This window comes from Actibacterium mucosum KCTC 23349 (assembly GCF_000647975.1).
Classification (GTDB): Bacteria; Pseudomonadota; Alphaproteobacteria; order Rhodobacterales; family Rhodobacteraceae; genus Actibacterium; species Actibacterium mucosum.
This window is the reverse complement of record NZ_JFKE01000001.1, coordinates 64,354-90,303: the sequence shown is the minus strand read 5'-3', so window position 1 is coordinate 90,303 and position 25,950 is coordinate 64,354. Positions and strand designations below refer to the sequence as shown.

Genomic DNA, 25,950 nt, shown 5'->3' with positions numbered 1-25,950 from the left:
GCCTTAACGTCAAAGGGAGGGAAGACAGATGCGCACCAAGGCAGCCGTGGCCCTTGAGGCCGGCAAACCAATGGAAATCATGGAGGTGAACCTCGACGGTCCCAAGGCGGGCGAGGTGCTGATCGAGATCAAGGCCACCGGCATCTGTCACACCGATGAATTCACCCTGTCGGGCGCCGATCCCGAGGGGATCTTTCCCACCATCCTGGGGCACGAGGGCGCGGGCGTTGTTCTGGAGGTTGGCGAAGGCGTCACCAGCCTGCAACCCGGCGATCATGTCATCCCGCTTTACACCCCCGAATGCCGGGAATGCGAATATTGCCTGAACCCGAAAACCAACCTGTGCCAAAGCATCCGCAGCACGCAGGGACAGGGCCTGATGCCCGATGGTACCACGCGGTTTTCCATGCTGGATGGCACGCCGATCTACCACTACATGGGCTGCTCGACCTTCGCCAATCACACCGTGATGCCCGAGATCGCGCTGGCCAAGGTGCGCAAGGACGCGCCCTTTGACAAGATCTGCTATATCGGCTGCGGCGTAACCACTGGGATCGGCGCGGTGATCAACACCGCCAAGGTCGAGATTGGCAGCCGTTGTGTTGTGTTCGGGCTGGGCGGGATTGGCCTGAACGTGATCCAGGGTCTGCGCATGGCCGGTGCGGATCAGATCGTGGGCGTCGACCTGAACCCGGCCAAGGAAGACATGGCCCGCTATTTCGGCATGACCGACTATGTGAACCCCGAAGATGTCAAAGGGGATATGGTGGCCCATCTGGTTGAATTGACCGGCGGCGGGGCGGATTACACGTTTGATGCCACCGGCAATGTTGACGTGATGCGCACCGCGCTGGAAGCCGCCCACAAAGGCTGGGGCGAAAGCGTGATCATCGGCGTTGCGCCGGCGGGGGCCGAGATCTCGACCCGGCCGTTTCAGCTGGTCACCGGTCGGGTCTGGCGCGGCACCGCCTTTGGCGGTGCCAAGGGGCGCACCGATGTGCCTAAAATTGTGGATTGGTACATGGATGGAAAGATTGAGATCGACCCGATGATCACCCATGTATTGAACTTGGAGGAGATCAACAAAGGGTTTGATCTGATGCACGCCGGTGAAAGCATTCGCGCCGTCGTGGTGTATTGAGGAGACGGGGATGCAATCGACATTATTGAACGACACCGACGCCGCCAAGGACGAAGGGCCCGGCGCCTCGATTCAGGGCCTGTTTTTCAAGAGCCGCAACGTGATTGTTGCCGGCGAGATCAACGACAAGCTGGCCCAAAAGACCGTTACGCACCTGTTGGCGCTGGCCGAAGAAAGCGATGATCCGATCAACGTGTTCATCAGCTCGCCGGGCGGTCATGTGGAATCGGGTGATATGGTGCATGATGTCATCAAGTTCATCCGCCCAACCGTGCGCACCATCGGGTCGGGCTGGGTGGCCAGTGCGGGGGCGCTGATCTTTGTGGGCGCGGCCAAGGAAAACCGGTACTGCCTGCCCAACACACGGTTTTTGCTGCACCAGCCTTCGGGGGGTATTGGCGGCAAAGTCACCGACATGCAGATCCAAGCGGAACAGATCCGTCAAATGCGTGAGCGGTTCGAACATTTGTTTGCCGAGGCAACGGGACAGACGGCCGAGAAAATTGCCGCGGACACTGCACGGGATTTCTGGCTGACCACCGACGAAGCACTGGAATATGGCCTGTTGGGGCAAGTGATCCGCACGGTTGACGAATTGCGCTAGGCATTATTGCCGACAGGTGCAGGTGCCAGCCCCCGTGGCGACCTCCAATTGTTCGATCAGGGCGGCCACTTCGGCCTCGATCGCGATGTATTTGAGGTTCAGCGCCTGGAAATAGGCGCTGGCCTCAACCCAGGACGAAAGCTCGTCCATTTCGGTCCATGTGTCTGTCAGCAAGGCCAGATCCACAACCGAAACCCCAATCTGGACAGATCCCAACATCAGCGAGGCCATACCGGGGACTTTGCCAAAAACCCGCGCGAAATTGGGGGCAGCGGCCTGAACCGCGGCCGAGCCCGCAACACCTTCGGCCAGTATGTCCGGGATAAGGAAGATGGCGCGTGATTGTGCATTGGACAGAACAACCTCGCTGGCCCGAAAGCTGAGCGCGTCCAGCCAGTCAACGATCAGCCCCTCTTTCTTTTCACGCGGCAACGGTTTGCCACCTACGCCAAGAATGGTCTGCAAAGCACTGGGCAGTTGCCCCGTAAATGCCTTGAAACGTTCCGTAGCGATTTTTTCGACGGCCTCGGTGACAATCTGTGTTTGGCTGCTGAGTTCGGCGATCTCTGCCGCGCGCAGTTTAAATCCGGCATGGGCTTGCTTCAGGTCTGCTAATGTATCCAAATCTGCCTGCCGCGCGCTGCATTGCGTCGACTGAATCAGCTGTTTGGCGGCGGGATAAATTCGGCCCAGATCGTTACCGCCGGTTTCGGACGCGGATTTCAGATAAGCGTCAGGTGACTTGTTGGCTGCCATCTGGTCTGTCATCAGTCGAATGCGATATGTCTGCGCCTCGTTGATGACCAAGGCCTTTTCCGGGCCGGGATAAAGACGTTTGCCCGGCATGGCCGCCACCGAAGAGGCCAGAACGCGCAACGCATTTCCCAATCCTTCAGGATCAATGGCGGACATCTTTGCCGCATAGGCGCCGTCGCAATCCCGCAAATGCACGGTGTCAGAAACACGGCCAAGCCGCACCCATCCTTCGGCCTCGCCGTAACCCTCGACCTCGGCCGTGATTTCGGGCCGCGCATCGACATTTGTCGGAACGTCGCCCCAAAACTTCAACTCCTGCCGGAACAATCCCCCGTTTGGAGCAAGGTCGCACAAGATTTCCGTGGCGCTGACCGAGGTGCAGGCAGGTGGATCCTGAACGAGGTTCAACGGTTGCTCGGCCATGATCCGGGTGCGGATCTGCGTGATCGGCTGTGCACCAATATCCCGCGCTTGAAAAACCAGTGTTTCCTTCAACGCACCACGCGGTTGGCGCAACGGCGCAATAGGGGCCGCTTCGGTCGTTCCCCCGGCTTCAAGATACAGGTCGGCGGCCATTGGCCGTCCGGCGATTTCCAGATCGATATAAAACTGTTGGCCCCCGACATGAAGTACATGCGTTCCTGGTTGATAACCGGGGAATATAACGACTTCGACGGACAGGAACTCTCCCTGCTCGTCTTTGTCCCGACCCACGCTGGCGGCATAAAGGCCCGGTGAATTTTCAAATGCGGCCGCGTGCCAGCCCCACAGGTCATTGCCGCGAAGCTTTAGGTAAAATCGAGGGCGGTTGCCGGGTGCCGTTACCCGTTTCGGCCAATCGTACCGGTTCCATTGCAGCGTCGCGACGATGCGATTGGCCGAAACCGGTGTGACCTTAACGGCATGCCTGCTGGTCAGCTCGATTCCGGTAAAGGTCGGAACCACACGGCGCCACGTCCCGTTCCCGGTCCAGCCGCGATATTCCCACTGTCCTGCCATGCTGTTCGCACCGGTCACACGAATTTGTTCGGTGCCACCCCAGTGGCCCATGATTCCATAGCCGTGCAGCACGGTTGCGCTCATTCCGTCGGCGGAGGGTTCGAACTTCTGGACAAATCCATAGGCCAGATTAGCGGTTTCACCGCCACTGAACCACCATTCCTCCGGCTCGCGTACAACCATACGATAGTTACACGAATCCAACGCGTCGCGTTCGCAAACGGCTGCGCGGTTTCGAAAGATGCTGATCCGGGCTTCGGTAAGCCGGTCTTCCTGAATGCCTGTCCAATTGACGACCCAATTTCCTTCGAGGCCCAGGAATTGACCGTTCGGTGATTGGGCGGCGGCAATGCCAGCCATGAACATCCATAGAAATCCGAAAACAACGCGCATCAGCCCACCTCCCATAGCGGTTGGTGTAGTCTAACGTTGCTTGGCCGATTTTAGGAAGGTTTTGGTCAGGCGCCGTAGCGCGCCATGAACAGGTCAACCGCCCCTTCGACAATCTCTTGTCGTTCCGTGTCCGAGAATTCGGTCTGCACGCCCGTCAGAATCCGCGCGAAAATGCGGGTTTTGCAAAGCTCGGCAAACTGGTCAGCAGCCAGGGGAATGTTGTCGATCTTCAACTGCCCCGCCTCAACAGCCTCTGTCAGGTAGCGTGTTAGGCGTTCGCTGACCAACCCCGGGCCGGATTCGTAGAATTGCTTGCCTAGTTCCGGAAATCGTTTGGATTCCGCAGCACAAAGGGTCAGAACCGTAATGCCCAGCTGCGATGTCAGGAAACACATGATCCGCTCGCCCGCCATCCGCAGCGCCTGGTCGGCGGGAATGTCGGTCCCGATCAGGACCATCACCTGATCGGCTTGTCGTTCGCACTCGACCCGCGCAACTTCCGCAAACAAAAGCCGCTTGTCCGGGAAATAGCTGTAAAGCGTGGCTTTCGAGACACCGGCGGCCTTTGCAATGTCGTCAACACTCGCACCTTCGAACCCTTCTTTCAGGAACACCTCACGGGCGCCTTCAAGTACCTGATCGAACTTGCGGCCTTTTTTGATTGCGACATCCATTGGCGTGTGTTGGTCCTCTCCCAGTGACAGGGGAGTAATATAAACCAACCGGTTCACTTTCGGCAAGTCGATGCCGCAAATGTGTACAACAAATCTGCCGGAACGATCAGTTTATTTGCCGTTCTGGTCCGGTTCGGCCGGCGTGTCGATGGGAGGATATTGAAGATGCGGGAAAGTCATCCCCGGGAACCCAAACGCACTTGCACTGTTTGCAGCAAGGCCCACGGTCAGGGCTGCGATCAATAGGATAGTCTTGGTCATGGTATCGGCTATTTTGAACTGAACGGTTTAGTATTTATTTGCGGTTAACTGATATTTCAAGTTCTCTACGCCCAACTGCGGCAATTATTCCCTGCCGACCAAAATATGTCGGTGGCACCGACGTCTGGCGGCCCAAAGGCACCTGTGAAAAGGGCGGATAATCTTTGCACTAAGGGATATTGCGGATTGCCCAACGCGTTTTCGGTGGCTAGAGGGGGGGCATGCTGGCCATCTTTTTGGAAACATTACCCTTCTTTGCGTTGATCGGCCTTGGCTATGCCGCAAGGCGTACCGCGTTCTTCAGCGAGGAGGCGACTGCCTATCTGACGCGCTTTGTGTTCTACTTTGCGCTGTCTGCGATGTTGTTGCGGTTCTCGGCTACATTGGACATCGGCGCGCTGTTCAGCTGGGATTTTGTCTGGGCCTATTTGTCGGCGTCGGCGCTAATATACGCGTTGGTGGCTGGTGTGGCGTTGGCGCGCGGGCGCCCCCTTGAGGAAGCCGCGTTCGAGGGGCAGTGCAGCGTCATCGGCAATGTCGGCTTTCTGGGCATTCCAATGCTTGCGCTGCTCATGGGGGAAGCGGCAGTGGGGCCGGTGATGTTCGTGCTGTCCATTGACCTGATCGTGTTCGGCAGCCTTGTGGTGGCCGTGGTGAATGGCGCACGCGATGGGCGCATGTCACTGGGCATGCTGCGCAGCATCGGGTTGGGCTTGTTGAAAAACCCCATGATCATGTCCATCACACTTGGCTTGCTTTGGGCACGGACAGGGATGGCAATTCCGGGGCCGGCGGATCAGTTTCTGTCGATCCTCGGCGCAGCGGCCACGCCGGGGGCGCTCTTTGCCATTGGCGCATCGTTGGCCAGCAAATCGGCGGAACGGATCGAGGTGGCAAGCTGGCTGTCTTTTGCGAAGCTGGTACTGCATCCTGCTGCCATCGCCGTGGCGGTTCTTTTCATCTTCGATGTCGACAACTACGCGGGGGCGGTCATGATCGCCTGCGCGTCTTTGCCGGTTGCGGGCAATATCTTTATCCTGGCACAGCACTATGGCGTGGCACCGCAACGTGTCTCGGCCTCGATCCTCGTCTCGACCGTTGCCAGCGTGGTGACCGTATCACTGGTGATCGGCTGGTTGGTGCAGGTCTGATGATCTTTGTCGACGCGGATGCCTGCCCAGTTAAGGCCGAGGTCGAGCGTGTGGCGACCCGCCACCGGGTCGAGGTTCGGATGGTTGCCAACGGAGGGCTCCGTCCGTCAAACAACCCGTTGGTGCAGATGGTCTATGTGCCTGACGGCCCGGACGAAGCGGACAAGTGGATCGCCGAACGCGTTGGCAAAGGCGACGTGGTTGTGACCGGAGATATCCCTTTGGCGGCCAAATGCGTAGAGGCCGGGGCGCAAGTATTGCGCCATAACGGCGAGGTGATCGCTGCCCATAACATCGGGCCCATGTTGGCCTCGCGCGATTTGATGGCAGATCTGCGCGCCGCCGACCCGTTCATGCAAGGCAAAGGGCGCACCTTTTCCAAGGCCGATCGGTCTCGCTTTTTGACCGCACTTGAGGCCGCGCTGCAAAAGGCGGCGCGGGCATAATCCCCCTTTCTTTTTAGGTCACGTCCCGGCACATTCGCAGAGAACGGGCGCGGGATATTTCAGCGCCGTGACCGAATTTCGCAGGAGCTTTCATGACCCGACCCGAAGCCGTCGTTTTCGACATTGGCAATGTCTTGCTGCATTGGGATCCACACGCGTTCTATGACAGGGTGATTGGCCCTGAACGCCGGGCCGCGTTGTTTGCGGCGGTCGATCTGGACGGGATGAACGAACAGGTCGATCTGGGCGCCGATTTCCGCGCCACGATCTATGCCAAGGCCGAGGAACACCCAGATTTCGGCGACGAGATTCGTATGTGGCACGACCGATGGATTGAAATGGCCGAGCCGGGGATCGATCATTCGATGCACCTGATGCGCACCCTACAGGGGAAGGGCGTTCCGGTATTCTCGCTCAGCAACTTTGGTGTGGACAGTTATGTGGTGGCGGCACAACGCTATCCGATCCTGAACGAATTTGACCGCGACTTCGTTTCGGGCCATCTGAAGATGATAAAACCCGACGCCGCAATCTACGAGGTATTGGAAACACAGTCGGGCGTTGCGCCTGGGGCACTTCTTTTCACCGATGACCGGGCCGACAATATTTCTGCGGCCCAGGCACGCGGTTGGCGAACCCATTTGTTCGAGGGCCCCGAAGGTTGGGCCGCTCGGTTGGTGGCCGAGAGCCTGTTGACGGCGGAAGAGGCCTCCATGCCATGATCTGGCTGGCGCTTGCGATCTTGGTTCTTTGGCCACTGGCCGCGCATCGCTTGCGCAAGCCAGTGGGGGACACGGCGCGCAGCCGCGCCAGCGGGCAGTTCGCGACCTTGTCGATGGGGTTGACGCATTATGACTGGAACGGCCCAAGGGACGGGCGGGTTTTGGTGGCAATCCACGGTTTGACCACGGCCGGGTATGTCTGGGATGCGGCCCTGCCCGAGCTGACGCGCATGGGCTATCGCGTCTTGCGCTATGATCTGTACGGCCGTGGTCTGTCGGATGCGCCTGGTGGTGCGCAGGATTCCAACTATTTCACCGTGCAGCTGTCCGAATTGTTGCATGATCAAGGGATCGGCGGGCCCATATCCCTGATCGGTTATTCCATGGGCGGGGGTATCGCCACGTCTTGGGCTGCTAGGAACCCCGACCGTGTCGAAGAACTGATGTTGGTTGCCCCTGCCGGTTTGGGTCGCGTTGGCGGGCCTTTTGCCAGGTTTTGCGCGGGCATCCCGGTCATCGGCGACGGGGTGATGCGTGCGCTGGGCGGCATTGTTTTACGTTTTGGCTTTGTGCGTGCGGCCCGGTCGTTCCCCGACTCCACCCCACTTAGAAAGCAATTGGCCGAAACGCGCGTGCGGGGTTTCCTGCCCGCCGTGCTCAGCAGTTATCGCAACATGCTTGCCGAAGATCAGGCTGGCCTGCATGCCGAACTGGCTGCGCGCAGCATTCCGGTCTTGGCAGTTTGGGGCGGCAACGACAAGGTGATCCCTGCGACGTCTACTGGTCGGCTGGCTCAGATCAACCGGCAAGCACGACAGGTCTCGATCCCCGACGCCGGGCATGGTTTGCCGTACACGCATCCTCGTGAGCTGCGCGAGGCGGTGCAGACTTTTTTGCGCGGCGACTAGGCCGCCGCCGCAATCGGCCCGCGTTTCTCGCGGATTGGCAGGTGTACAATCGCCGAGAACGCGCCAACACCGACGCCAACCCACCAGACAAGGTCGTAATTGCCGTAGATGTCATAGAGCTTGCCGCCCAACCAAACGCCCAGGAACCCGCCGATCTGATGTGACAGGAACACGATGCCGTAAAGCGTGCCCATATAACGCAGTCCGTAGATATGCGCGACCAGTCCCGACGTCAGCGGCACCGTCGCCAGCCAAAGCGCGCCCATCGCGGCCGAGAAGATCAGAACCGACGTCGGGGTGATGGGCATAAGAATAAACAGAGCGGCCACAATTGTGCGGCCCGTATAGATCAGCGCCAGAAGGTACTTCTTCGAATACTTCTTGCCCAGCCACCCGGCTGTGATGGTGCCCACGATATTGGCAAGGCCAATCAACGAGATCGACACCGCCCCCAGCGCCGAAGTGGTTGAAATTCCCATCGACGCCAACGTGCCAGTGGGATCAATCTGCCCACAATACTCGGTCACGAATGCCGGAAAATGGGCGGTGATAAAGGCCAGCTGATAGCCGCACGAGAAGAACCCCAGAAAGATCAGGGAATAGGACGGGTCGCGAAAGGCACGGCCCAGAATCACGCCCATGCTCTCCTCAAGCTCGGCCTTGGTGGCGGCCTTGGGGCTGCGCATCATCGGCAGTACAAAAAGCGTTGCCAAAATCGCAGCCGCGAAAACCAAAAACACCGATTGCCAGCTGAGGAAACCCAGCATCCATTCGGCCAGAGGCGCACCAAAGACCTGCCCGGCGGACCCGGCCGCGGTGGCGATACCCAAGGCGATGGAGCGATTCTCGTCACTTGCTGCGCGGCCGACGACCGCAAGGATCACGCCAAAGCCGGTGCCTGCCACGCCAAAGCCCACGAGAACCTCAAGCATCTGGTGTTGCAACGGTGTGACCGCCATCGATGACAGCACCAGACCCGCGGCATAGACAAATGCGCCAAGGATGATGGCGCGCCGATCGCCCAGACGTTCGGCAAAGGCTGCAAATATGGGTTGCCCGATGCCCCAAGCCAGGTTCTGGATCGCAATCGCAAGCGAGAAATCCGAACGCAGCCAATTGAACTCTTCCGCAATGGGGATCTGGAACACACCGAAACTGGCGCGCACAGCAAAGCTGATCATGATGATGACGCACCCGGCAATCAGAACCGGGGTAAACAGAGGCGCGCGTTGCATGGGGTTCCTCCACCTTTTGCTTGGTCAGCATGTGTGACCTATGCGCGCGGGTCAAATCATTTTCCGTGATATGCGCAAACAGCTTTTCTTATCCGGTCGTGGGGCTTAGATCACCCGCATGACCTTGTTGGACGCCTATACCGCCCGCGTTGAGGCGGGCGAGATCAATCACGACCCTGCGCAATTGGCCGTGGTCGAAGCGTTGGAAACCGTGCGGGCCGGGCTCGCAGCGGTCGAGGCGCCGCGCCGGGGACTGGGCTTATTCCGCAAGAAACCTGCGCCTGTACGCGGGCTTTATGTCTGGGGCGGGGTGGGGCGCGGCAAATCCATGTTGATGGATTTTTTCTATGACCACGCACCGGTGGACGCCAAGCGCCGGGTGCATTTCCACGCCTTTATGCAAGAGATCCACCGCGACCTGCACGCGGTGCGCGAAACCGGGGCCGAGGATGCGCTGAACGTGGTGGCCGAGGGCGTGGCCGAGGGGCTGCAACTTTTGTGTTTCGACGAGATGCAGATCACTGACATCACCGATGCGATGATCGTGGGCCGCCTGTTCGAGATCCTGTTTGCCAAAGGGGTGACGGTTGTCACCACGTCGAACCGGGTGCCCGATGACCTGTACAAGGACGGGTTGCAGCGCGACCGTTTCCTGCCCTTCATCGAGGTGATCAAGGCACAGCTGGACGTGTTGCACCTGCAGTCCCAGACCGATTATCGCCAGAACCGCCTGACCGGCGCGCAGGTGTATTTTGCCCCCGCCGACGCCACGGCGCGCGGTGCAATAGATGCGATCTGGTCCGATCTGACCGGCGGCGCGGGGCAAAAACTGACCTTGACGGTGCAAGGCCGCGCCGTGGACCTGCCGGCCTTTCACAACGGTGTGGCGCGGGCGCAATTCTGGGATCTATGCGGCCGGATGCTGGGCCCGGCCGATTACCTTGCCATCGCCGAGGCGGTGCGGGTGCTGATCCTGGAAGACATCCCCCAACTGGGCCGCAGCAATTTCAACGAGGCCAAGCGGTTTGTCACCCTGATCGACGCGCTGTACGAGGCGCGCGTGCGCCTGATCGCCAGCGCCGCAGCGCAGCCCGAGATGCTGTATGTCGAAGGCACCGGCGCGTTCGAGTTTGAGCGCACCGCAAGCCGACTGCGCGAGATGCAGGACAAGGAATGGGGGCGCGAGGTGGGCTGACAGGAACGTGATGGCGTGATTTTGGTCAGATGTGTACATATGGGTTCTTATTTTGTACATGTATGAACATTGAGTCGCTCGGCTCAACTTGTTCAACCAAGAATCGAGACCTCCTTCATGTACACCTACCACACCCCCGACACCGCCCCCCAAGCCTCGCTGTCGCTGCTTGAAGCGTCGCAAAAGGCCTATGGCTTTCACCCGATGCTGCATCGCGTGATGGCCGAGGCGCCGATCAACTATCAGGCTTACCTCGACACGTTCGGGCTGTTCACCGAAAAGGGCACCCTGACCCCGACCGAGCAGCAGGTGGTGATGATGACGGTCAACGTGATCAACGAATGCCATTACTGCACCGCCGGGCACACGATGCTGATGAAGATGCTGAAGGTTGACGAAGACGTCATCGAGGCGCTGCGCGAGGGCGCGCCGCTGGCTGATGCCAAGCTGGAAGCGCTGCGCGTCTACACCAAGGGTCTGGTGGAACAGCGCGGCCATATCGGTGACGACGCGCTGCAGGCGTTTTTGGATGCCGGTTACACCAAGGCGCAGTCGCTGGAGGTGATCGTGGGTATTGCCACCAAGACCCTGTCGAACTTCACCAACGCGCTGGCCCACACAGAGATCGACGAACCGGTAAAACCCTTCGCGATCGATTTCGCCGCTGAATGATCGAACGGGCGGCCCCTGCACGGGGTCGCCTACTTCTTGGCTCAGGCCAGCATCTCGCGCACTATGGGGATCACCTTGGTGCCATAAAGCTCGATACTGCGCATCGCCAGATCATGCGGTAAGGGCCCTGAGCTGTATTTCATCTCGAACCGGTCGGCGCCCAGCGCCTTGACGTTGCGCGCGATCTTGGCGGCCACGGTTTCCGGGGTGCCGACATAAAGCGCGCCATGGGCGACCTCGGCCTCGAACTGGTCGCGTGTGGTGGGGGGCCAGCCACGCTCGCGCCCGATGCGGCCATGCAGGGTGCTGTGATGCGGCCACAGCTCTTCCTTGGCGCTGTCATCGCTGAGCCCGATATAGCCCGGCGAATGGATGCCCAGCGGTTTGGGCGCCTTGCCGGCTTGCTCATACGCCTGATGGTAAAGGTCGACAAACGGCCGGAACCGCGCCGGGTTACCGCCGATAATCGCCAGCATCAGGGGCATGTCATAACGCACCGCGCGCACCACCGATTCCGGGCTGCCGCCCACGCCGATCCAGGCGCCGAGGTTTTCGGTGGGCGGATAGACGCGCTGATCCTGCAGCGGCGGGCGGGTGCGGCCCGACCAGGTGACGGCCTCTTCGGTCAGCAGCTTGTGAAAAAGGTCCAGCTTGTCTTCGAACAGCACCTCGTAATGCTGCAGGTCAAAGCCGAACAGCGGGAAGCTTTCGGTGAAAGACCCGCGGCCAAGGATCACCTCGGCCCGGCCATTTGAAAGGGCGTTCAGGGTGGAAAACCGCTGAAACACGCGGATCGGGTCATCCGAGCTGAGCACCGTTACGGCGGTGCCAAGGCGGATGCGTTCGGTGCGCGCGGCGATGGCGGCCAGAACCACCTCGGGCGCGGAGACGGCGAAATCGTCGCGGTGATGTTCACCCACGCCGAAGAAATCGATGCCAACCTGATCGGCCAGCTCGCCCTCGGCCACGACATTGCGCAGCACCTGATCATGGGGCAGCAATTCGCCATCCGGCCCAAAGGTCACGTCGCCAAACGTGTCGATCCCCATTTGCAGTTCGGCCATCTGTGCCTCCGTCCTTTTCAGCGTGGGGCTAATGTAGCCTATGTCGCGCCGCCTGCATCCCCGCAGGGCGCACGAGGTCTAAGCGTTATCGCGCAGAATCTGGCCGGCCAGGTAGAGTGAGCCGCAGATCAGGATACGCGCCGACGGGTCGCGCGCGGTGATGGCGGCGATGGCGGCGGCGGGGTCTGCAACTTCGACTGCGTCGATGCCGACCTCGCGGGCCGCGGTCGCGGTTTCAGCGGCAGAAAGTGTTGCCGTTTCACCGGGGATCGACACCGCATGCAGGCTGTGCGCCAACGGGGCCAGCGGTGCCATATATCCGGTCACGTCCTTGGTGTTCAGCATGCCGCAGATCAAGTGCAGCGGGCGGGCGGGCAGACGGCCCAGCGCCTCGGCAATCGCCATACCGGCGGCAGGGTTGTGCCCGCCATCCAGCCACAGCTCGGCCCCCTTGGCGGCTGCGACCAGCGGGCCATTGCGCAGCCGCTGCATCCGGGCGGGCCACTCGGCGCGGGTGACGGCGGCCTCGCACGCCGCGTCGTCAAACCCCAGCGCCCGCAGCCCGGCAATGGCGGCCCCGGCATTCATCACCTGATGCGCGCCCAGAAGGTTGGGCAGCGGCAGGTCCAAAAGGCCGGTTTCATCCTGAAAGACCAGCCGCCCGTGTTCCTCGTACACATGCCAGTGCTGACCATAGGCTAACAGCGGCGCGCCAAGACGGGCGGCGCGGGCCTCGATCACATCCATCGCGTCGTCGGCTTGCGGGCCAACCACGCAGGGCACGCCGCGCTTGAGGATCCCGGCCTTTTCGCTGGCAATCTCGGCCAGGGTGGTGCCCAAAAACTGCTGATGGTCGATGGAGACCGGCGTGATCACCGTCAGGGCCGGGCGGTTGATCACATTCGTGGCGTCGAGCCGCCCGCCGAGCCCAGTTTCGAGCAACGTATAATCGGCCGGGACGCGGGCAAAGGCGAGAAGGGCGGCGGCGGTTGTAATCTCGAAATAGGTGATGGGATCGGGGCCATTGGCGGCCTCGCATTCCAGCAACATCGCCTGCAACGCGTCTTCGGAGATCAGATCACCGGCCACGCGGATACGCTCGTGAAACCGGGCCAGATGCGGCGAGGTATAGGCGTGCACCGATTTGCCCGCCCCTTCGAGCCCGGCGCGCAGCATCGCCTGGGTTGAGCCCTTGCCATTGGTGCCGGCGATATGGATCACCGGCGGCTGCCTGTCCTGGGGGTTGTCCAGGGCCGACAGCAGCGACCAGACACGATCCAGCGTCAGGTCGATCACCTTGGGGTGCAGCGCCATCAGCCTTTGCAGGATGACGTCGCTGTGTTGCGGTGTCACGGCTTGGGCTCGGCTTCGGGGGCAGTCACGGCCGCCTCGGCGACGGGTGCGGCCTCGGGGGCTTCGGGCGCGGGCAGGTTGCCCTTGATGGCGGGCGGCTGGTTCATCAGCATACGCAGGATGGTAATCAGCTCTTCGCGCATCTCGGTGCGGGGCGTTACACGGTCCAGCATGCCGTGATCCAGCAGGTATTCCGCCCGCTGGAACCCTTCGGGCAGTTTTTCGCGGATCGTCTGTTCGATCACGCGGGCTCCGGCAAAACCGATCAACGCATTTGGTTCCGAGATATGCACATCGCCCAGCATCGCATAGGACGCCGTCACGCCACCTGTGGTGGGATGTGTCAACACCACCACATAAGGCAATCCAGCCTCTTTCACCATTTCCACAGCAACCGTGGTGCGCGGCATCTGCATCAACGACAGGATGCCTTCCTGCATGCGGGCGCCACCGGCGGCCGAGAACAGCACGAAGGGCTTGCCCGTGGCCACGGCGCGCTCGGCCCCGGCGATAATGGCGTTGCCCACATACATGCCCATCGAGCCGCCCATAAAGCTGAAATCCTGCGCGGCGGCCACGATCGGCAGCGCGCCGATCTCGCCCTCGGCCACCAGCATCGCGTCGCGTTCGCCGGTTTTCTTCTGCGCGGCCTTCATGCGGTCGGGGTATTTCTTCTGATCGCGGAACTGCAGCGGGTCGTGGATGGGCTCGGGCACGTCGATCTCGTTAAAGACGCTGCCATCAAACATCGCCGCGAACCGTTCGCGCGGGGTGATGGCCATGTGGTGGCCGCAATTGGTGCAGACGTTCTGATTATCGCGCAGCTCGCGGTGGAACAGCATCGTGCCGCACTCGTCGCATTTCGACCACAGGTTCTCGGGCACTTCGCGGCGCGAGAAGATCGAGTTGATGCGGGGGCGGACGTAGTTTGTAATCCAGTTCATGCGGGCAATGGCCTATTCGTCAACGGTCACGTCGAAATAAGCCGCAGAATCGGAAAATGCAAACTCATCCGTCATGAAAACCGCGATCGAAGCACCCTCCAGGTGATCATCATGGCGACGGTATCCAAGACCAGGGCGGTCATAATGGGGCCCGCCTCGGAAATAGAAAAGGGCGTGACGTACAACGCCAACCCCGAAAGGCTGCCCTTGATGCCAAAAAGCAGAATGGCCACGATATTGTTGGTAAAGTGCAGGGCAAGCGCGGCACCAAGGTTTCCGGTCCTTTCCGTCAGATCTGCAGCGATCAGGGCAAAAACAAACGTGACGGCAATAATCCCCCACGCAAGCGACTGCGCCTCGGGGTCGTAATGCAGCAATGCAAACCCAACGGCGGGCAGCCCCATCCAGACCACCCGCGCCGAGAACCGAGCGGCCAGCTGCTGCATCAGGTATCCGCGAAACACCAGCTCTTCGGCCGAAATCTGAATGAACAACAACAGCAGGGCCAATGGCAAAAGGCTCAGCCAAACACCCGGCGCGAGGTTTGGTTCTGCGTCGAACATGACAAAGCCCAAACCCATGTAGACGGCATAGAGCGGAACAAGCATGGTCATGGCCCGCGCAAAGTCCCGCCATGTGACCGCCCATCCGCCCAACAGGCTGCGCAATCCGCGCCTGTGAACCGCCGCGGCCAGAATCGCAGCGGCTGCCATGGGAATGAAAGTGCCGAGCAAGACCAATGACGATTCGGGCGATTGCTGGTCGGTGCCGTTGAAGACGCCGCGAATCCACGCAGGGTCGCTGAATTTCGAGATCGCGTAGAACAAGATGACCAGAACGCCGATGGTTACAGTCATCAGCACCACCAACCCAAGCAACAGCCGCCAGACCTGAGGATAGGCGCGGGCTGGTGCCAGGAAGGAGTCGAAGTTCGAATTGTGCAAGGTCTGCCCCCGAAATCTGCGCTTCGTCGTGAAATCCCCACCAAAATGGGTCTGTGTGTTTTAAGGCGCTTGAGATGCTGCTGCGGCCTCGCTATTCGCAACATAGGACTCGCATTGCCAGGGATCGAGAACAATGTTCGCGGATACGACCCAACATGCCTAGGTTGGCGCGCTTCATTGGCCGTGCTTTCGCGGTGCTGTCACCGTTGGTACTGGCGGGCTGCCTTGGCGATATCAATGGCACGGTCCCGGCCGCAGTGACACGCAGTGTAATGGACGGACAGGTGGTCGTCGCCGGCCCCGACGGATACTGCGTCGACCCACGTGCGACCCGCGAAAACCGGGATGAGGCCTTCGTGCTGTTGGCCAGTTGCAGCAGTGTCTCGGCAACACCCTCAGCCACCGCGCCATTTGCCAAATCACTGATCACTGTGACGGTAACGCGACCTGCACAAACGGGCGAGTTTGACGCGTCTTTGTCCGGTGCCGAGGCGTTCTTTCGCTCAAGCGACGGCCGCTCGGCAATTGCAATGGATGGCGACCCTTCGGGTGTCAGCCTCGTCTCAACCGAAACCACGGATGACATGTTTGTTCTGCAGGCAGAGCTGTCAGACAATGGTCGGGCCGAAGGGTTGGGACGCAACCAATGGCGGGCAATTTTCGTGGTAAATGACAATTTGCTGTCGGCCTCGGTTATGTCCTTGGCCAGTTCAGAACTCAGCGCGGAAACCGGTATGGCGATTTTGCAGGCGTTGGTGCGAAAAATTCGCGCGACTTCCCCTAAGGCAGGGTAACAGCGGAAAAAATTGTGCCCAAGTTTTCGTTGAAGTCCTTGAAACAGTGGCAACAACATAGGATGAATTGTTCACAATTCGGCGATACAACATTGTAGCGCAATAACAATCAGTGTGACTGGGGCGACAGGGGAATGGCGAACGGGTTCGCTTCTATTTTGGACCATTTTGTTCAGCGTGTTGCGCTGCGCCGTTGGCGGCGCAAGGCCAATCGTGCCCCGGTGATCAGCCTGAGCACTTTGCGTCAGCAAAGGTCCAGCGCAAGGATGCTGCGCCGCCAACTGAATCGCGTGATCCATCAGGCGGATGCACGGCTGACCCTGCCTTTGATCGGCAGCAACTCGTTTCAAAAACCACTGGGATCAGATTGGGCCCATCGGCCCGAGCTTTGGCGCGAACAACTGACGCGGCAAGGGGCCTCGGCGGTTGAGTCTGCCACCGAATTCGGTGCTGAAACCAAGATTTTCCACGATTGCAACGTGTCCGAGCTGACATTCCGGCAAATCAGAAACGTCCGCGAAGAAGACCTTGCGCCCTTCGGAACCAGCCTTGAAGTGTTCAGTTTCGATGGCTCTTTCCTGTCTTTGGTGGTGGAATTGCCGGACAATGCGACCGAAGGCCTGACCAAGCGCCATCTTGTCCGGCTGGAAGCCATCATCGAGCTGGAAAAGCCGCTGGAAATTTTTGCGCGCCTGAACGTGAAACACGGGCCCAATACCGAACAAGTGGTCCGCGAGTTACCATTGCGTGACGGGCGCACCATGGTGGAGTTCGACCTGGCCTATACCAATCTGAACGAAAAACGCGTCGAGCGTATGTGGCTGGACCTTATCTTTGAGGGGCCGGAATTGAACCAGATTATCATTCGCGATCTGGCGCTCAGCCGCCGACCGCGGGCCGAGTTGTAGGGGTGCCGAGATGACGGATTTGATCCTGACCAAGAAACGTATCCACGCTGGCGTTTGGGAAGGCATTCTTACCGGCACCGACGGTGTCGAACCAGAGCTGACCGTTTCGCATCTGGGGCAAACCGTTGAAGGCGTCGTTGTGGCGCCTGATCCCGACAACGAGGGGCAATACCTGGTGGCTGTTGCAATCCCGGTCGAGGTTCTGACCGACGGTGTGCAAAGTTTTGTCATTCAGGACAAAGTCACCGGAGACAGGCTTTCCTCGTTTGCGATTGTCACGGGCGAGCCTTTGGAAGACGATGTCCGGGCCGAGGTTGATATGCTGCGGGCTGAACTGGACATGCTGAAAAAAGCGTTCCGCCGTCATTGCCTGGAGACGATGTAAAACACTGACGCAGCGTTGCGCGTGACTCCGGCGGCAATCGGGATAATCCTCGGCCGCCAACGGAGGACCGCATGACCCAATATCCAAATCTTCTCGCCCCGCTGGACCTTGGCTTTACCACGCTGAAAAACCGCGTGTTGATGGGCTCGATGCATACCGGGCTGGAAGAGCGCGGCGACTGGAACCGGGTGGCCGAGTTCTATGCCACGCGGGCCCGCGGTGGCGTCGGCCTGATGGTCACGGGCGGCATGGCCCCCAATGCCGAGGGCGGTGTGTTCCCCGGCGCGGCGGGGCTGTTTTCGGACGAAGACATTGCCAACCACCGCATCGTCACCGACCGGGTACACGACGCGGGCGGCAAGATCGCGATGCAGATCCTGCATGCCGGGCGTTATGCCTATGGCCCGGAATGCGTGGCCCCCTCGGCGATCAAATCGCCGATCTCGCCCTTTCCGCCGCGTGAACTGGACGAGGCCGGCATCCAGAAACAGATCGACGATTTCGCCACCGCCGCCGCGCGCGCCCGCGAGGCGGGGTATGACGGGGTCGAGGTGATGGGCTCGGAAGGGTATTTCCTGAACCAGTTCATTGCCACGCATACCAACAAGCGCACCGACGGCTGGGGCGGGTCGTATGAAAACCGCATCCGCCTGCCGATTGAGGTTGTGCGCCGTGTGCGCGAAGCGGTGGGTGAAGATTTCATCGTGATCTATCGGCTGAGCATGATTGATCTGGTCCCCAATGGCTCCACCTATGGCGAGGTGGTGCAACTGGCGCAGGCGATTGAAGAGGCGGGCGCCAACATCCTGAACACCGGCATTGGCTGGCACGAGGCACGGGTGCCGACGATTGCCACCTCGGTGCCGCGCCGCGCCTTTGCATGGGTCACCAAGAAGCTGATGGGGCAGGTGGGCATCCCGGTGATCACGTCGAACCGGATCAACACGCCCGAGGTTGCCGAAGAGGTTCTGGCCGAAGGCTGCGCCGACATGGTGTCGATGGCCCGGCCGTTCCTGGCCGACGCGGATTTCGTTGCCAAGGCCGAGGCCGGGCAGGCCGCGCAGATTGCCCCTTGCATCGCCTGCAACCAGGCCTGTCTGGACCATACGTTTGGCGGCAAGATCTCGACCTGTTTGGTGAACCCGCGCGCGTGCTTCGAAACCGAGTTGGTGGTGGAACCGGCCAAGACGGCAAAGTCTGTGGCCATCGTGGGGGCGGGGCCTGCTGGGCTGTCGACGGCGCTGACGGCGGCCGAGCGTGGCCACAATGTCACCCTGTTCGACAAGGCCGATCAGATCGGCGGGCAGTTGAACATGGCCAAGATGGTGCCGGGAAAAGAGGAATTTCACGGGCTGGTCGCTTGGTTCGCCACGATGGTTGATCGGGCCGGGATCACCCTGCAACTGGGGCATGAGGTGTCGGCCGACGACCTATCCGGGTTCGACGAGGTGGTGATTGCCACCGGCGTTCTGCCGCGCGATCCGGGGATCGACGGGCAGGACGGGCCGAATGTTCTGAGCTATATCGACGTTCTGCGCCACAATGCGCCGGTGGGCGACAAGGTCGCGGTGATCGGCGCGGGCGGTATCGGGTTCGATGTGTCCGAGTTTCTGGGTGTCGATCACTCGCCCGCCACCGACCTGCCGGCGTGGCTGAGCGAATGGGGGGTGACCGACCCGGCGGCGCATCGCAGCGGCCTGTCACCCGACGGTCCGCAACCAACGCCGGCCCAACGCCAGATCACCCTGCTGCAACGCAAGGCCGAGGCACCGGGCAAGCGGTTGGGCAAAACCACCGGCTGGATCCACCGCGCAACGCTGAAAGCCATTGGCGTGCAGATGGTCGGCGGGGTGAATTACGAGGCGATCACCGACGCGGGCGTGATGGTGTCATCGGGCGAAGCGCGCGAGAACCCGCGCCTGATCGAGGCCGACACCGTGGTGCTGTGCGCAGGGCAGGTGCCGCTGCGCAGCCTGGCCGACGATCTGGCTGAACGCGGCATCACCGCCCACGTGATCGGTGGCGCCGACGTGGCCGCCGAACTGGATGCGAAGCGCGCGATAGATCAAGGCACAAGTCTGGCGGTAACGCTCTAATCCCCGTTTCCAATGGCTCCACATTCCAATTGAAACCCTGATATTGTCAGCGGTCCGTCCCATTCCTGCCCGATTTCGCCGGGATAACGTTTCTCAAGTTTTTGTGACGACGAAGGGAAGCAGATGGACCGACTGACGGAAATGGAAGCCTTTGCCACGGTTGTGGACCAAGGCGGGTTCACCGATGCTGCCAAAAAGATGGGCATTTCCAAATCTGCCGTGTCCAAACACGTGTCGTCGCTCGAGGCACGTCTGGGCGCGCGTCTGCTGAACCGGACTACGCGCCGCGTCAGCCCGACCGAGATTGGCCTGGCCTATTACGACCGCGCGCGCCGCGTTCTGAACGACGCGGGCGAGGCGGATGCGCTGGTGACATCGATGCAATCGGCGCCCTCGGGGCTGCTGCGCATTTCGGTCGCGACCGATTTCGGCGTGAACTATCTGTCGCCGGTTCTGGGCGATTTCCTGCAACGTTACCCTGAGATCACGGTGAACATGGTGCTGAACAACCGGTTTGTCGAGCTGATCTCGGAAGGGTTCGACATGGCCATCCGCGTCGGTGAGTTGGAAGACAGCACCCTGCGCGCGCGCAAGCTGACCGAAACCAGCAAGCGGATGATCGGCAGCCCGGAATACTTCGCCAAATACGGCCGCCCGGAAAAGATCGACGATCTGAACGAACACAAGCTGCTGCACTATTCCAACCAAGCCAGCGGCAATGTCTGGCGCCTCACCGCGCCTTCGGGCGAAAAGCGTCAGGTGCGCACCGCCGGCTGGCTGACGGTGAATGACGGGCAATCGCTGCTGAACGCCGCAATCTCGGGCCTTGGTATCGCCAACTTGCCGACCTTCCTGTTTCAGGAGGCGATGGAGCAGGGATTGGTGGAAGAGGCCATTCCCGATCTGCCGATAGAGCCCCTGGGCATCTACGCCGTTTATCCGCCGGGGCGGTTCACGCAGCCCAAGGTGCGTGCCTTTATCGACTTTCTGGTTGAAAGCTTCGCCCAGCCGCCCAGCCCGGAAATCTGGTAACCGCTACTCGATTGTCGCCAGGATAACCTCGACCCGACGGTTCAGGCTGCGGCCATCGTCGGTCAGGTTGCTGGCCAGCGGCGACAGAAACCCGATGCCTTGCGCAGCCACCTGCGCGCGGGGCACACCGTGATCTTCCATCAATCGCTGCATGACCGAGGCCGCGCGTCGTTTCGACAGCGCAATATTGTTTTCCAGGCTGCCCTCGGCATCGGTGTGGCCTACCAGAACAATCCGCCTATCGGGATGTGTTGAAAGATAGTCGGCAAGCTCACCCAGCGACGGGTAGGCCCCTTCGGTCAGCTGTGACGACCCCCGTTCAAACGTCAGGTCCAGCAGTACGGCCCGCCCGATCTCGTCCAACTGATAGGCAAGGGGCTGATCCACGGTTGTGGCCAGCGTAGGGGCGGCTTGTGTGCTCTTGGTCGAGGCCGCAGCCACCGGCGTGGATTGATCCGCAGGGCCAACGTGGATCAGTTGCACATAGGCGCGTTGCGCCGTGCGCGAGACCAGGAGACTGACGAATTGCGGCTCTATCCCGTCGGTCAGACGGGCGGCCAAAAAGCGATAGTCGCCCAGGTCGACATGCAGATGTGGCTCGGTCAGCGTGTCGGTGCCATAGCGGAAGTCGAACCCGCCGCAACTGCGCGCCTCGCATTCGAACAGCACGTCGAACCCGGCGGCATAAAGCTGCTGGCGCAGCGGTTGCAGGATTTCCAGCGTAGTGGTGGCCGGCGTTGCATCTGCCTGCCAGGCCTGTCGGGTCACCGTGCCTTCGACAGAAACAGTGGGCACTGCGGTGCCGTCCCAGGCGGCGATGGGCATTGCATAGCTGCCCATCGGTTCGGTTGCATCAAAGCTCAGCGCCGCAGTTTCGGGGAATTGCAGCCCCTGCGCCGCCGCCAGGCCAGGCAGCAAAAGGAAGGGCAACGCGCGGATCATCGGGCGGCCCCATGGTATTCATCATTGGGCTGCATGTTTACCGCCGACGCGACGCGGTTCGACATGTTGAAAAACCCCGTGACCGAGGCGATGTCCCAGATGTCGCGGTCAGTGAACCCGTGATCGCGCAAGGCTTGTCGGTCAGATTCTTCAACCGTGGCCGAGCGTTCCGTCAGCAGCGCGGCGAAGTCCAGCATCGCGCGCTGCCGGTTGGTCAAAGGCGCCATGCGGTAGTTCATGACCAGCGCCTCGCCCAGCTTCGGATCTCCCGAGATCTGGCGCACCGCGGCGCCATGGGCGACCTGGCAATACCAGCACCGATTGATCGACGACACGACCACCGCGATCATCTCGCGCTCCAGCTTCGACAGGCCGCTATCGGCCAGCATCACGTCGTTATACATCGCGGTAAAAGCGTTCAGCTTGTCGATATCAAACGCATAGGCGCGCAAGACATTTGGCACCAGCCCAAGCTTTTCGGCGCAGAGGTCAAAATACGCCTGCGTGTCCTCAGGAAGCGGCGAGACCTCGTCAAGGGTCAGCGCCGTGGGCCGTTTTTCGCCTTTGTTCAACTGCGCCTGCCTCTCAGGGCGTTGCTTTGAAACGATAATGATAGTGTCCCACAACCGTCAGCCCGAGGGAAGCATAGAGTGCGCGTGCAGCGGTGTTTTGCCGGGTGACAAGGATGGCGAAGGTTGATGCGCCTTCATCTTGTGCCCAGATGGCTGCGCGCCCCATCATCTTGTGGGCGACGCCTTGCCGGCGGCTGTCCTGTGTCACCTCAACCGCGTGGATCATGGCGGTGTCGCGGTCGATGGCGGCAAAGGCGGCGCCGGCCACGCGGTTGCCCGCGCGCCCCATGATCGCGGTCTTGGGAGTGGTCACACGGTCCATTACGGCCCGCCGTTCCGGACCAATTCCGCCGGCCTCCCACACTTCGATCTGCGATTCCATCGGTGGCCAGATGGTGAACGCGCCAAACGGCGCCGGGCGCGGTGGGGTCACCCGATCCACCGGCGCGGTCATCAGCAATGTCGGGTCTTTCAGGGCGTAACCGCGCGCGTCCAGCTCGGCGTCCAGCGCGCCCTCCCACGGGCGCAACATGAACAGGTTGCTGCCCGCGGCCTCGGCCTGATCGATATCCCGCGCCGTCACGTCGCCGGTGGCCGTCGTGGCCGACACGCGATTGCCCGCGCCCGCGCCATCGCGCAGGGTCCATGGGCCAAGGCTGCGCACCTGTGCGGCGGGCCATGTGGCCGCAATGGAGTCGTACAGCGCGCGGTCGGTCACGCAGGCAGCCCGGCAATCGCGGCAAGCTTGGTCATAGCCGCATCCAGACGCCCGGCATCGGTGCCCCGGATCACCACATTCACGCCGTAAATGCCGTTCTGCTGAAACGGGTAACTGCCGATGGACAGGTCCGGGAACTCGGCAGCCAAGGCCCCCAACGGCTCGGCGATCGAGCCCTCGCCCCGGTTGATCCGCAGGCTTTGGCTCAACATCGGCACGCCGCCGGTCAGCGTCGGCACAAGCGAGGCCACCATGGCCTGAAACACCGACGGCACCCCGGCCATCACATGCACGTTTTCCAGCGAAAATCCCGGCGCGCCCGAGACCGGGTTTTCGATCAGCGCCGCGCCATCGGGAATGCGCGCCATGCGCAGACGGGCGGCGTTCAGCTCGGTCCCCATCGCGTCATAGCGCTCCTGCAGGATGGCGCGGGCGTCGTTGCGCACATCGATCCCCACGCCAAAGGCGGCGGCGATGCAATCGGCGGTGATGTCGTCATGGGTGGGCCCAATCCCGCCCGAGGTCACCACATTGTCATAGGCCCCGCGCAGCGCATTCACTGCGGCGATGATGGCGTCGCGATCATCCGAGACAATGCGCACCTCTTTCAGGTCGATGCCAACCTTGGTCAGCTCACCCGCCAGATAATGCATATTGGCGTCGCGTGTGCGGCCCGAAAGGATCTCGTCACCGATGACAAGCATCGCGGCGGTGGGGTTGGGCATGGCGGGCATCCTTGAGCTGTGTCGGCCCCCGGTATAGGCAATGGGCATGCGCTTTCAAACCCCTCTGATCCCCGCGCGTCTTGTGCGGCGGTACAAACGCTTTCTGGCCGACGCGGTGTTGGAGGACGGGCGCGAGATCACCGCCCATTGCGCCAACCCGGGCTCGATGATGGGGCTGGCCGACCCCGGCGCCCGGATCTGGCTGGAGCCCAATGACGACCCCAGGAAGAAGCTGAAATTCGGCTGGCGGCTGGTGGATCATGAAAACGGCCATTTCACCGGGGTTGATACCAGCCTGCCCAACCGGGTGCTGCGTGCGGGGTTGCAGGCGGCGCAGGTGCCCGGCCTGCCACCCTATGACACCGTAAAGCCCGAGCAGAAATACGGCGAAAACAGCCGGATTGACTTCCTGCTGACCGGCGGGCCGAAACCGGTGTTTGTGGAGGTCAAAAGCGTCACCTTGTCACGACAGCCCGGGTTGGCCGAGTTTCCCGACAGCGTGACCGCGCGCGGCACCAAGCATCTGGGTGAACTGGCGCAGGTCGCGCAGGATGGGGCGGTGGCGGTGATGCTGTACCTTGTGCAACGCACGGATTGTACACGGATGCAGCTGGCCGATGACATTGACCCCAAATACGCCGCCGCTTTTGCCGAGGCACGCGCAGCAGGGGTGCAGGCCATGGCCATTGGCACCGCCATTTCGCCCGATGGCATCACGTTGGGCGACAAAATTGAACGCATCGGCAACGCCGCGTAAACCGGGGGGCTGGCACTTTCGGGCGCGCAGGACTATCTAAGGGCAGAGATTTTGATGGAGGCTGGCTTGGACGAAGGCATGCACGAGCGCCGCACAAAAGAAGGCATTCGGCTTTATGAACCCGGCGATTTCGCCGGAATGCATGCGGCTGGCCGTCTGGCGGCGCAGATCCTGGACGATATCGCCGAACATGTGGCACCCGGCGTCGGCACGGGTGATCTGGACGCGCGGATTGAACAGGCGGTGGATGACGCGGGCGCACGCTCGGCCACCATCGGGTACAAGGGCTATCGCCACGCCAGTTGCATCAGCACCAACCACGTCGTCTGCCACGGCATCCCCGGTGCCAAGATCCCCGGCCGCAGCAATGACCAGCTGCGCGAGGGCGACATCGTCAATATCGACGTCACGGTGATCGTTGATGGCTGGTATGGCGACAGCAGCCGCATGTATGTGGCCGGCAAGCCCAAGAAGTTTGCCGAACGCCTAATTCAGGTGACCCACGATTCCCTGATGAAAGGGATCGAGGCGGTTAAACCCGGTAACACCTTTGGCGATATCGGCCACGCCATCCAAAGCTATGCCGAAAGCCAGCGGATGAGCGTGGTGCGCGATTTCTGCGGGCACGGGCTGGGACAGGTGTTCCACGCCCCGCCCAATGTGCTGCATTATGGCCGCCCGGGCACGGGGCCTGTGTTGCAGGAAGGCATGTTCTTCACCATCGAGCCGATGATCAACCTGGGCCGCCCCGAAACCCGCGTTTTGTCGGATGACTGGACGGCCATCACCCGCGACAAATCGCTGTCGGCGCAGTTTGAGCACTCGGTTGGCGTGACCGCCGACGGGGTTGATATCTTCACCCTGTCACCGGGCGGAAAGTACCACCCAACCTGGGGGTGAAACGGGCCTAGACGCCCAGTTTCGCACGCAGTTCTGCCATCGAGGCCACCGGAATGGCCCCGTGTGGGGTCAGGCGCGCCGGGTCCGAGCGTTCGGCATAGCCAAAGCAACGAATGCTCGCACGCTGCGCCGCGATACAGCCCGAGGGGCTGTCATCCACCACCACGCAATCGGCTGGCGCCACGCCCAGCTGCTCTGCCGCCAGCAGATACAGATCGGGTTCGGGCTTGGGTTTCGCATGCACATGGGCCGAGAACATGCGCCCCGCGAACCGGTCCCACAACCCATTCTGGCCCAGCGTGATCTGCATCTTGTCCATGCTGCCGTTGGAACCCACCGCATAAGCAATGCCGCGCGCATCCAGCGCGTCCAGCACGCCCAGAACCTCGGCAACAAGGGGTGTTCCGGCGCGCAGCCGGGCGTAAATGGCGGCATAGATCTGATCGACCCAGTCATCGGGCAGCGCCGCCCCCATTTCGCGCGCCGTGTCACCCACACCGGCAATGGTGCCGCCCACAAACAGCTCTTCGATGCGGTCACGCGGGATATGCAGCCCGTGTTGGGCCAGGTTTTCGTGCAGGATGTCGTTGGTGATCGGCTCGCTGTCGACCAGAACGCCGTCACAGTCAAAGATCACGGCCTTGGGGGGATGTGTCATG

Annotated in this window: 28 protein-coding genes; 15 read left to right on the top strand and 13 right to left on the bottom strand. The window is 61.3% G+C overall.

Going from position 1 to position 25,950, the window contains the following annotated elements; translation table 11 throughout:
• The first annotated feature begins 28 nt into the window (after nt 1-28).
• Nucleotides 29-1,141: an S-(hydroxymethyl)glutathione dehydrogenase/class III alcohol dehydrogenase gene (locus tag ACMU_RS00500; RefSeq protein WP_035255181.1), complete on the top strand. Its 1,113-nt coding sequence runs from the start codon at nt 29-31 to the stop codon at nt 1,139-1,141.
• Nucleotides 1,142-1,151: 10 nt separating this feature from the next.
• Complete coding sequence (locus ACMU_RS00495; RefSeq protein WP_035255179.1) at nt 1,152-1,745, top strand: ATP-dependent Clp protease proteolytic subunit; 594 nt, start codon at nt 1,152-1,154, stop codon at nt 1,743-1,745.
• A gap of 3 nt (nt 1,746-1,748) precedes the next feature.
• Here the strand turns inward: ACMU_RS00495 and ACMU_RS00490 are convergent, their stop codons facing one another.
• From ACMU_RS00490 to ACMU_RS19390, 3 genes are all read right to left on the bottom strand, one after another.
• Nucleotides 1,749-3,893 (bottom strand): hypothetical protein, encoded by a 2,145-nt coding sequence (locus tag ACMU_RS00490; RefSeq protein WP_152544467.1) that lies wholly within the window; start codon nt 3,891-3,893, stop codon nt 1,749-1,751.
• A 65-nt stretch (nt 3,894-3,958) separates the two neighbouring features.
• A complete protein-coding gene (locus ACMU_RS00485) occupies nt 3,959-4,567 on the bottom strand; it encodes a TetR/AcrR family transcriptional regulator (protein WP_035255176.1) in 609 nt (202 codons plus the stop codon).
• 111 nt (nt 4,568-4,678) lie between these two features.
• Complete coding sequence (locus tag ACMU_RS19390; RefSeq protein WP_161635600.1) at nt 4,679-4,828, bottom strand: hypothetical protein; 150 nt, start codon at nt 4,826-4,828, stop codon at nt 4,679-4,681.
• A gap of 221 nt (nt 4,829-5,049) precedes the next feature.
• On the opposite strand from ACMU_RS19390, the gene ACMU_RS00480 reads away from it, so the two are divergent.
• The 4 genes from ACMU_RS00480 (at nt 5,050) to ACMU_RS00465 (ending at nt 8,055) form a co-directional block, all read left to right on the top strand.
• A complete protein-coding gene (locus ACMU_RS00480; RefSeq protein WP_035255175.1) occupies nt 5,050-5,979 on the top strand; it encodes an AEC family transporter in 930 nt (309 codons plus the stop codon).
• Nucleotides 5,979-6,425 carry a YaiI/YqxD family protein gene (locus ACMU_RS00475; protein ID WP_201769851.1) on the top strand — a complete coding sequence of 149 codons (447 nt, stop codon included), beginning with the start codon at nt 5,979-5,981 and terminating at the stop codon, nt 6,423-6,425. The genes ACMU_RS00480 and ACMU_RS00475 overlap by 1 nt, the downstream gene beginning before the upstream one ends.
• Before the next feature lie 92 nt (nt 6,426-6,517).
• Entirely contained in the window at nt 6,518-7,147 is a 630-nt protein-coding gene (locus ACMU_RS00470) for an HAD family hydrolase (RefSeq protein WP_035255174.1), read from the top strand.
• Nucleotides 7,144-8,055: an alpha/beta fold hydrolase gene (locus ACMU_RS00465; protein ID WP_035255173.1), complete on the top strand. Its 912-nt coding sequence runs from the start codon at nt 7,144-7,146 to the stop codon at nt 8,053-8,055. The genes ACMU_RS00470 and ACMU_RS00465 overlap by 4 nt, the downstream gene beginning before the upstream one ends.
• On the opposite strand, the gene ACMU_RS00460 is transcribed toward ACMU_RS00465, so the two are convergent.
• Nucleotides 8,052-9,290: an MFS transporter gene (locus ACMU_RS00460; RefSeq protein ID WP_035255171.1), complete on the bottom strand. Its 1,239-nt coding sequence runs from the start codon at nt 9,288-9,290 to the stop codon at nt 8,052-8,054. The two genes, ACMU_RS00465 and ACMU_RS00460, sit on opposite strands and share 4 nt — an antisense overlap.
• A 118-nt stretch (nt 9,291-9,408) precedes the next feature.
• Here ACMU_RS00460 and zapE point away from each other — a divergent pair, with 118 nt between their 5' ends.
• Together zapE and ACMU_RS00450 are read left to right on the top strand one after the other, a co-directional pair.
• Nucleotides 9,409-10,485, top strand: coding sequence for a cell division protein ZapE (gene zapE, locus ACMU_RS00455; RefSeq protein WP_035255169.1), 1,077 nt, complete (start codon nt 9,409-9,411; stop codon nt 10,483-10,485).
• Nucleotides 10,486-10,602: 117 nt separating this feature from the next.
• On the top strand, nt 10,603-11,157 hold the full coding sequence (locus tag ACMU_RS00450; protein WP_035255168.1) for a carboxymuconolactone decarboxylase family protein: 555 nt from the start codon (nt 10,603-10,605) through the stop codon (nt 11,155-11,157).
• A 41-nt stretch (nt 11,158-11,198) separates the two neighbouring features.
• On the opposite strand, the gene ACMU_RS00445 is transcribed toward ACMU_RS00450, so the two are convergent.
• The 4 genes from ACMU_RS00445 to ACMU_RS00430 all read right to left on the bottom strand — a co-directional run bounded on the left by ACMU_RS00445 (nt 11,199) and on the right by ACMU_RS00430 (nt 15,462).
• Nucleotides 11,199-12,221: an LLM class flavin-dependent oxidoreductase gene (locus ACMU_RS00445; RefSeq protein ID WP_035255166.1), complete on the bottom strand. Its 1,023-nt coding sequence runs from the start codon at nt 12,219-12,221 to the stop codon at nt 11,199-11,201.
• A gap of 78 nt (nt 12,222-12,299) precedes the next feature.
• Nucleotides 12,300-13,574: a bifunctional folylpolyglutamate synthase/dihydrofolate synthase gene (locus ACMU_RS00440; protein WP_035255164.1), complete on the bottom strand. Its 1,275-nt coding sequence runs from the start codon at nt 13,572-13,574 to the stop codon at nt 12,300-12,302.
• Entirely contained in the window at nt 13,571-14,518 is a 948-nt protein-coding gene (gene accD / locus ACMU_RS00435) for an acetyl-CoA carboxylase, carboxyltransferase subunit beta (protein ID WP_035255162.1), read from the bottom strand. Before accD ends, ACMU_RS00440 begins: the two co-directional genes overlap by 4 nt.
• A gap of 71 nt (nt 14,519-14,589) precedes the next feature.
• Nucleotides 14,590-15,462, bottom strand: coding sequence for a CPBP family intramembrane glutamic endopeptidase (locus tag ACMU_RS00430; protein WP_035255160.1), 873 nt, complete (start codon nt 15,460-15,462; stop codon nt 14,590-14,592).
• Between the two features lie 155 nt (nt 15,463-15,617).
• Between ACMU_RS00430 and ACMU_RS00425 the strand changes: the two genes are divergently transcribed.
• The 5 genes from ACMU_RS00425 (at nt 15,618) to ACMU_RS00405 (ending at nt 20,677) form a co-directional block, all read left to right on the top strand.
• Complete coding sequence (locus tag ACMU_RS00425) at nt 15,618-16,256, top strand: hypothetical protein (protein ID WP_152544466.1); 639 nt, start codon at nt 15,618-15,620, stop codon at nt 16,254-16,256.
• Nucleotides 16,257-16,390: 134 nt separating this feature from the next.
• Entirely contained in the window at nt 16,391-17,164 is a 774-nt protein-coding gene (locus ACMU_RS00420) for a DUF6478 family protein (RefSeq protein WP_035255154.1), read from the top strand.
• Nucleotides 17,165-17,174: 10 nt separating this feature from the next.
• A complete protein-coding gene (locus ACMU_RS00415; protein WP_035255152.1) occupies nt 17,175-17,549 on the top strand; it encodes a hypothetical protein in 375 nt (124 codons plus the stop codon).
• A gap of 71 nt (nt 17,550-17,620) precedes the next feature.
• Nucleotides 17,621-19,645 carry an NADPH-dependent 2,4-dienoyl-CoA reductase gene (locus ACMU_RS00410; protein WP_035255149.1) on the top strand — a complete coding sequence of 675 codons (2,025 nt, stop codon included), beginning with the start codon at nt 17,621-17,623 and terminating at the stop codon, nt 19,643-19,645.
• A gap of 123 nt (nt 19,646-19,768) precedes the next feature.
• Nucleotides 19,769-20,677 (top strand): LysR family transcriptional regulator, encoded by a 909-nt coding sequence (locus ACMU_RS00405; RefSeq protein ID WP_035255147.1) that lies wholly within the window; start codon nt 19,769-19,771, stop codon nt 20,675-20,677.
• A 3-nt stretch (nt 20,678-20,680) separates the two neighbouring features.
• Here ACMU_RS00405 and ACMU_RS00400 read toward each other — a convergent pair whose 3' ends face one another.
• The 4 genes from ACMU_RS00400 to ACMU_RS00385 are packed head-to-tail and all read right to left on the bottom strand — an operon-like array spanning nt 20,681 to nt 23,634.
• A complete protein-coding gene (locus ACMU_RS00400; protein ID WP_035255144.1) occupies nt 20,681-21,619 on the bottom strand; it encodes an OmpA family protein in 939 nt (312 codons plus the stop codon).
• Nucleotides 21,616-22,191, bottom strand: a complete 576-nt coding sequence (locus ACMU_RS00395; protein ID WP_035255141.1) for a peroxidase-related enzyme — start codon at nt 22,189-22,191, stop codon at nt 21,616-21,618. Before ACMU_RS00395 ends, ACMU_RS00400 begins: the two co-directional genes overlap by 4 nt.
• A gap of 13 nt (nt 22,192-22,204) precedes the next feature.
• Complete coding sequence (locus ACMU_RS00390; RefSeq protein WP_035255139.1) at nt 22,205-22,909, bottom strand: GNAT family N-acetyltransferase; 705 nt, start codon at nt 22,907-22,909, stop codon at nt 22,205-22,207.
• Nucleotides 22,906-23,634, bottom strand: coding sequence for a competence/damage-inducible protein A (locus tag ACMU_RS00385; RefSeq protein WP_035255963.1), 729 nt, complete (start codon nt 23,632-23,634; stop codon nt 22,906-22,908). Before ACMU_RS00385 ends, ACMU_RS00390 begins: the two co-directional genes overlap by 4 nt.
• 46 nt (nt 23,635-23,680) lie before the next feature.
• On the opposite strand from ACMU_RS00385, the gene sfsA reads away from it, so the two are divergent.
• Both sfsA and map read left to right on the top strand, forming a co-directional pair.
• Nucleotides 23,681-24,391: a DNA/RNA nuclease SfsA gene (sfsA, locus tag ACMU_RS00380; RefSeq protein WP_035255962.1), complete on the top strand. Its 711-nt coding sequence runs from the start codon at nt 23,681-23,683 to the stop codon at nt 24,389-24,391.
• Nucleotides 24,392-24,445: 54 nt separating this feature from the next.
• Complete coding sequence (gene map, locus ACMU_RS00375) at nt 24,446-25,291, top strand: type I methionyl aminopeptidase (protein WP_407636975.1); 846 nt, start codon at nt 24,446-24,448, stop codon at nt 25,289-25,291.
• Nucleotides 25,292-25,298: 7 nt separating this feature from the next.
• On the opposite strand, the gene ACMU_RS00370 is transcribed toward map, so the two are convergent.
• Nucleotides 25,299-25,949, bottom strand: coding sequence for an HAD family hydrolase (locus ACMU_RS00370; protein WP_035255137.1), 651 nt, complete (start codon nt 25,947-25,949; stop codon nt 25,299-25,301).
• Nucleotide 25,950: the final 1 nt, after the last annotated feature.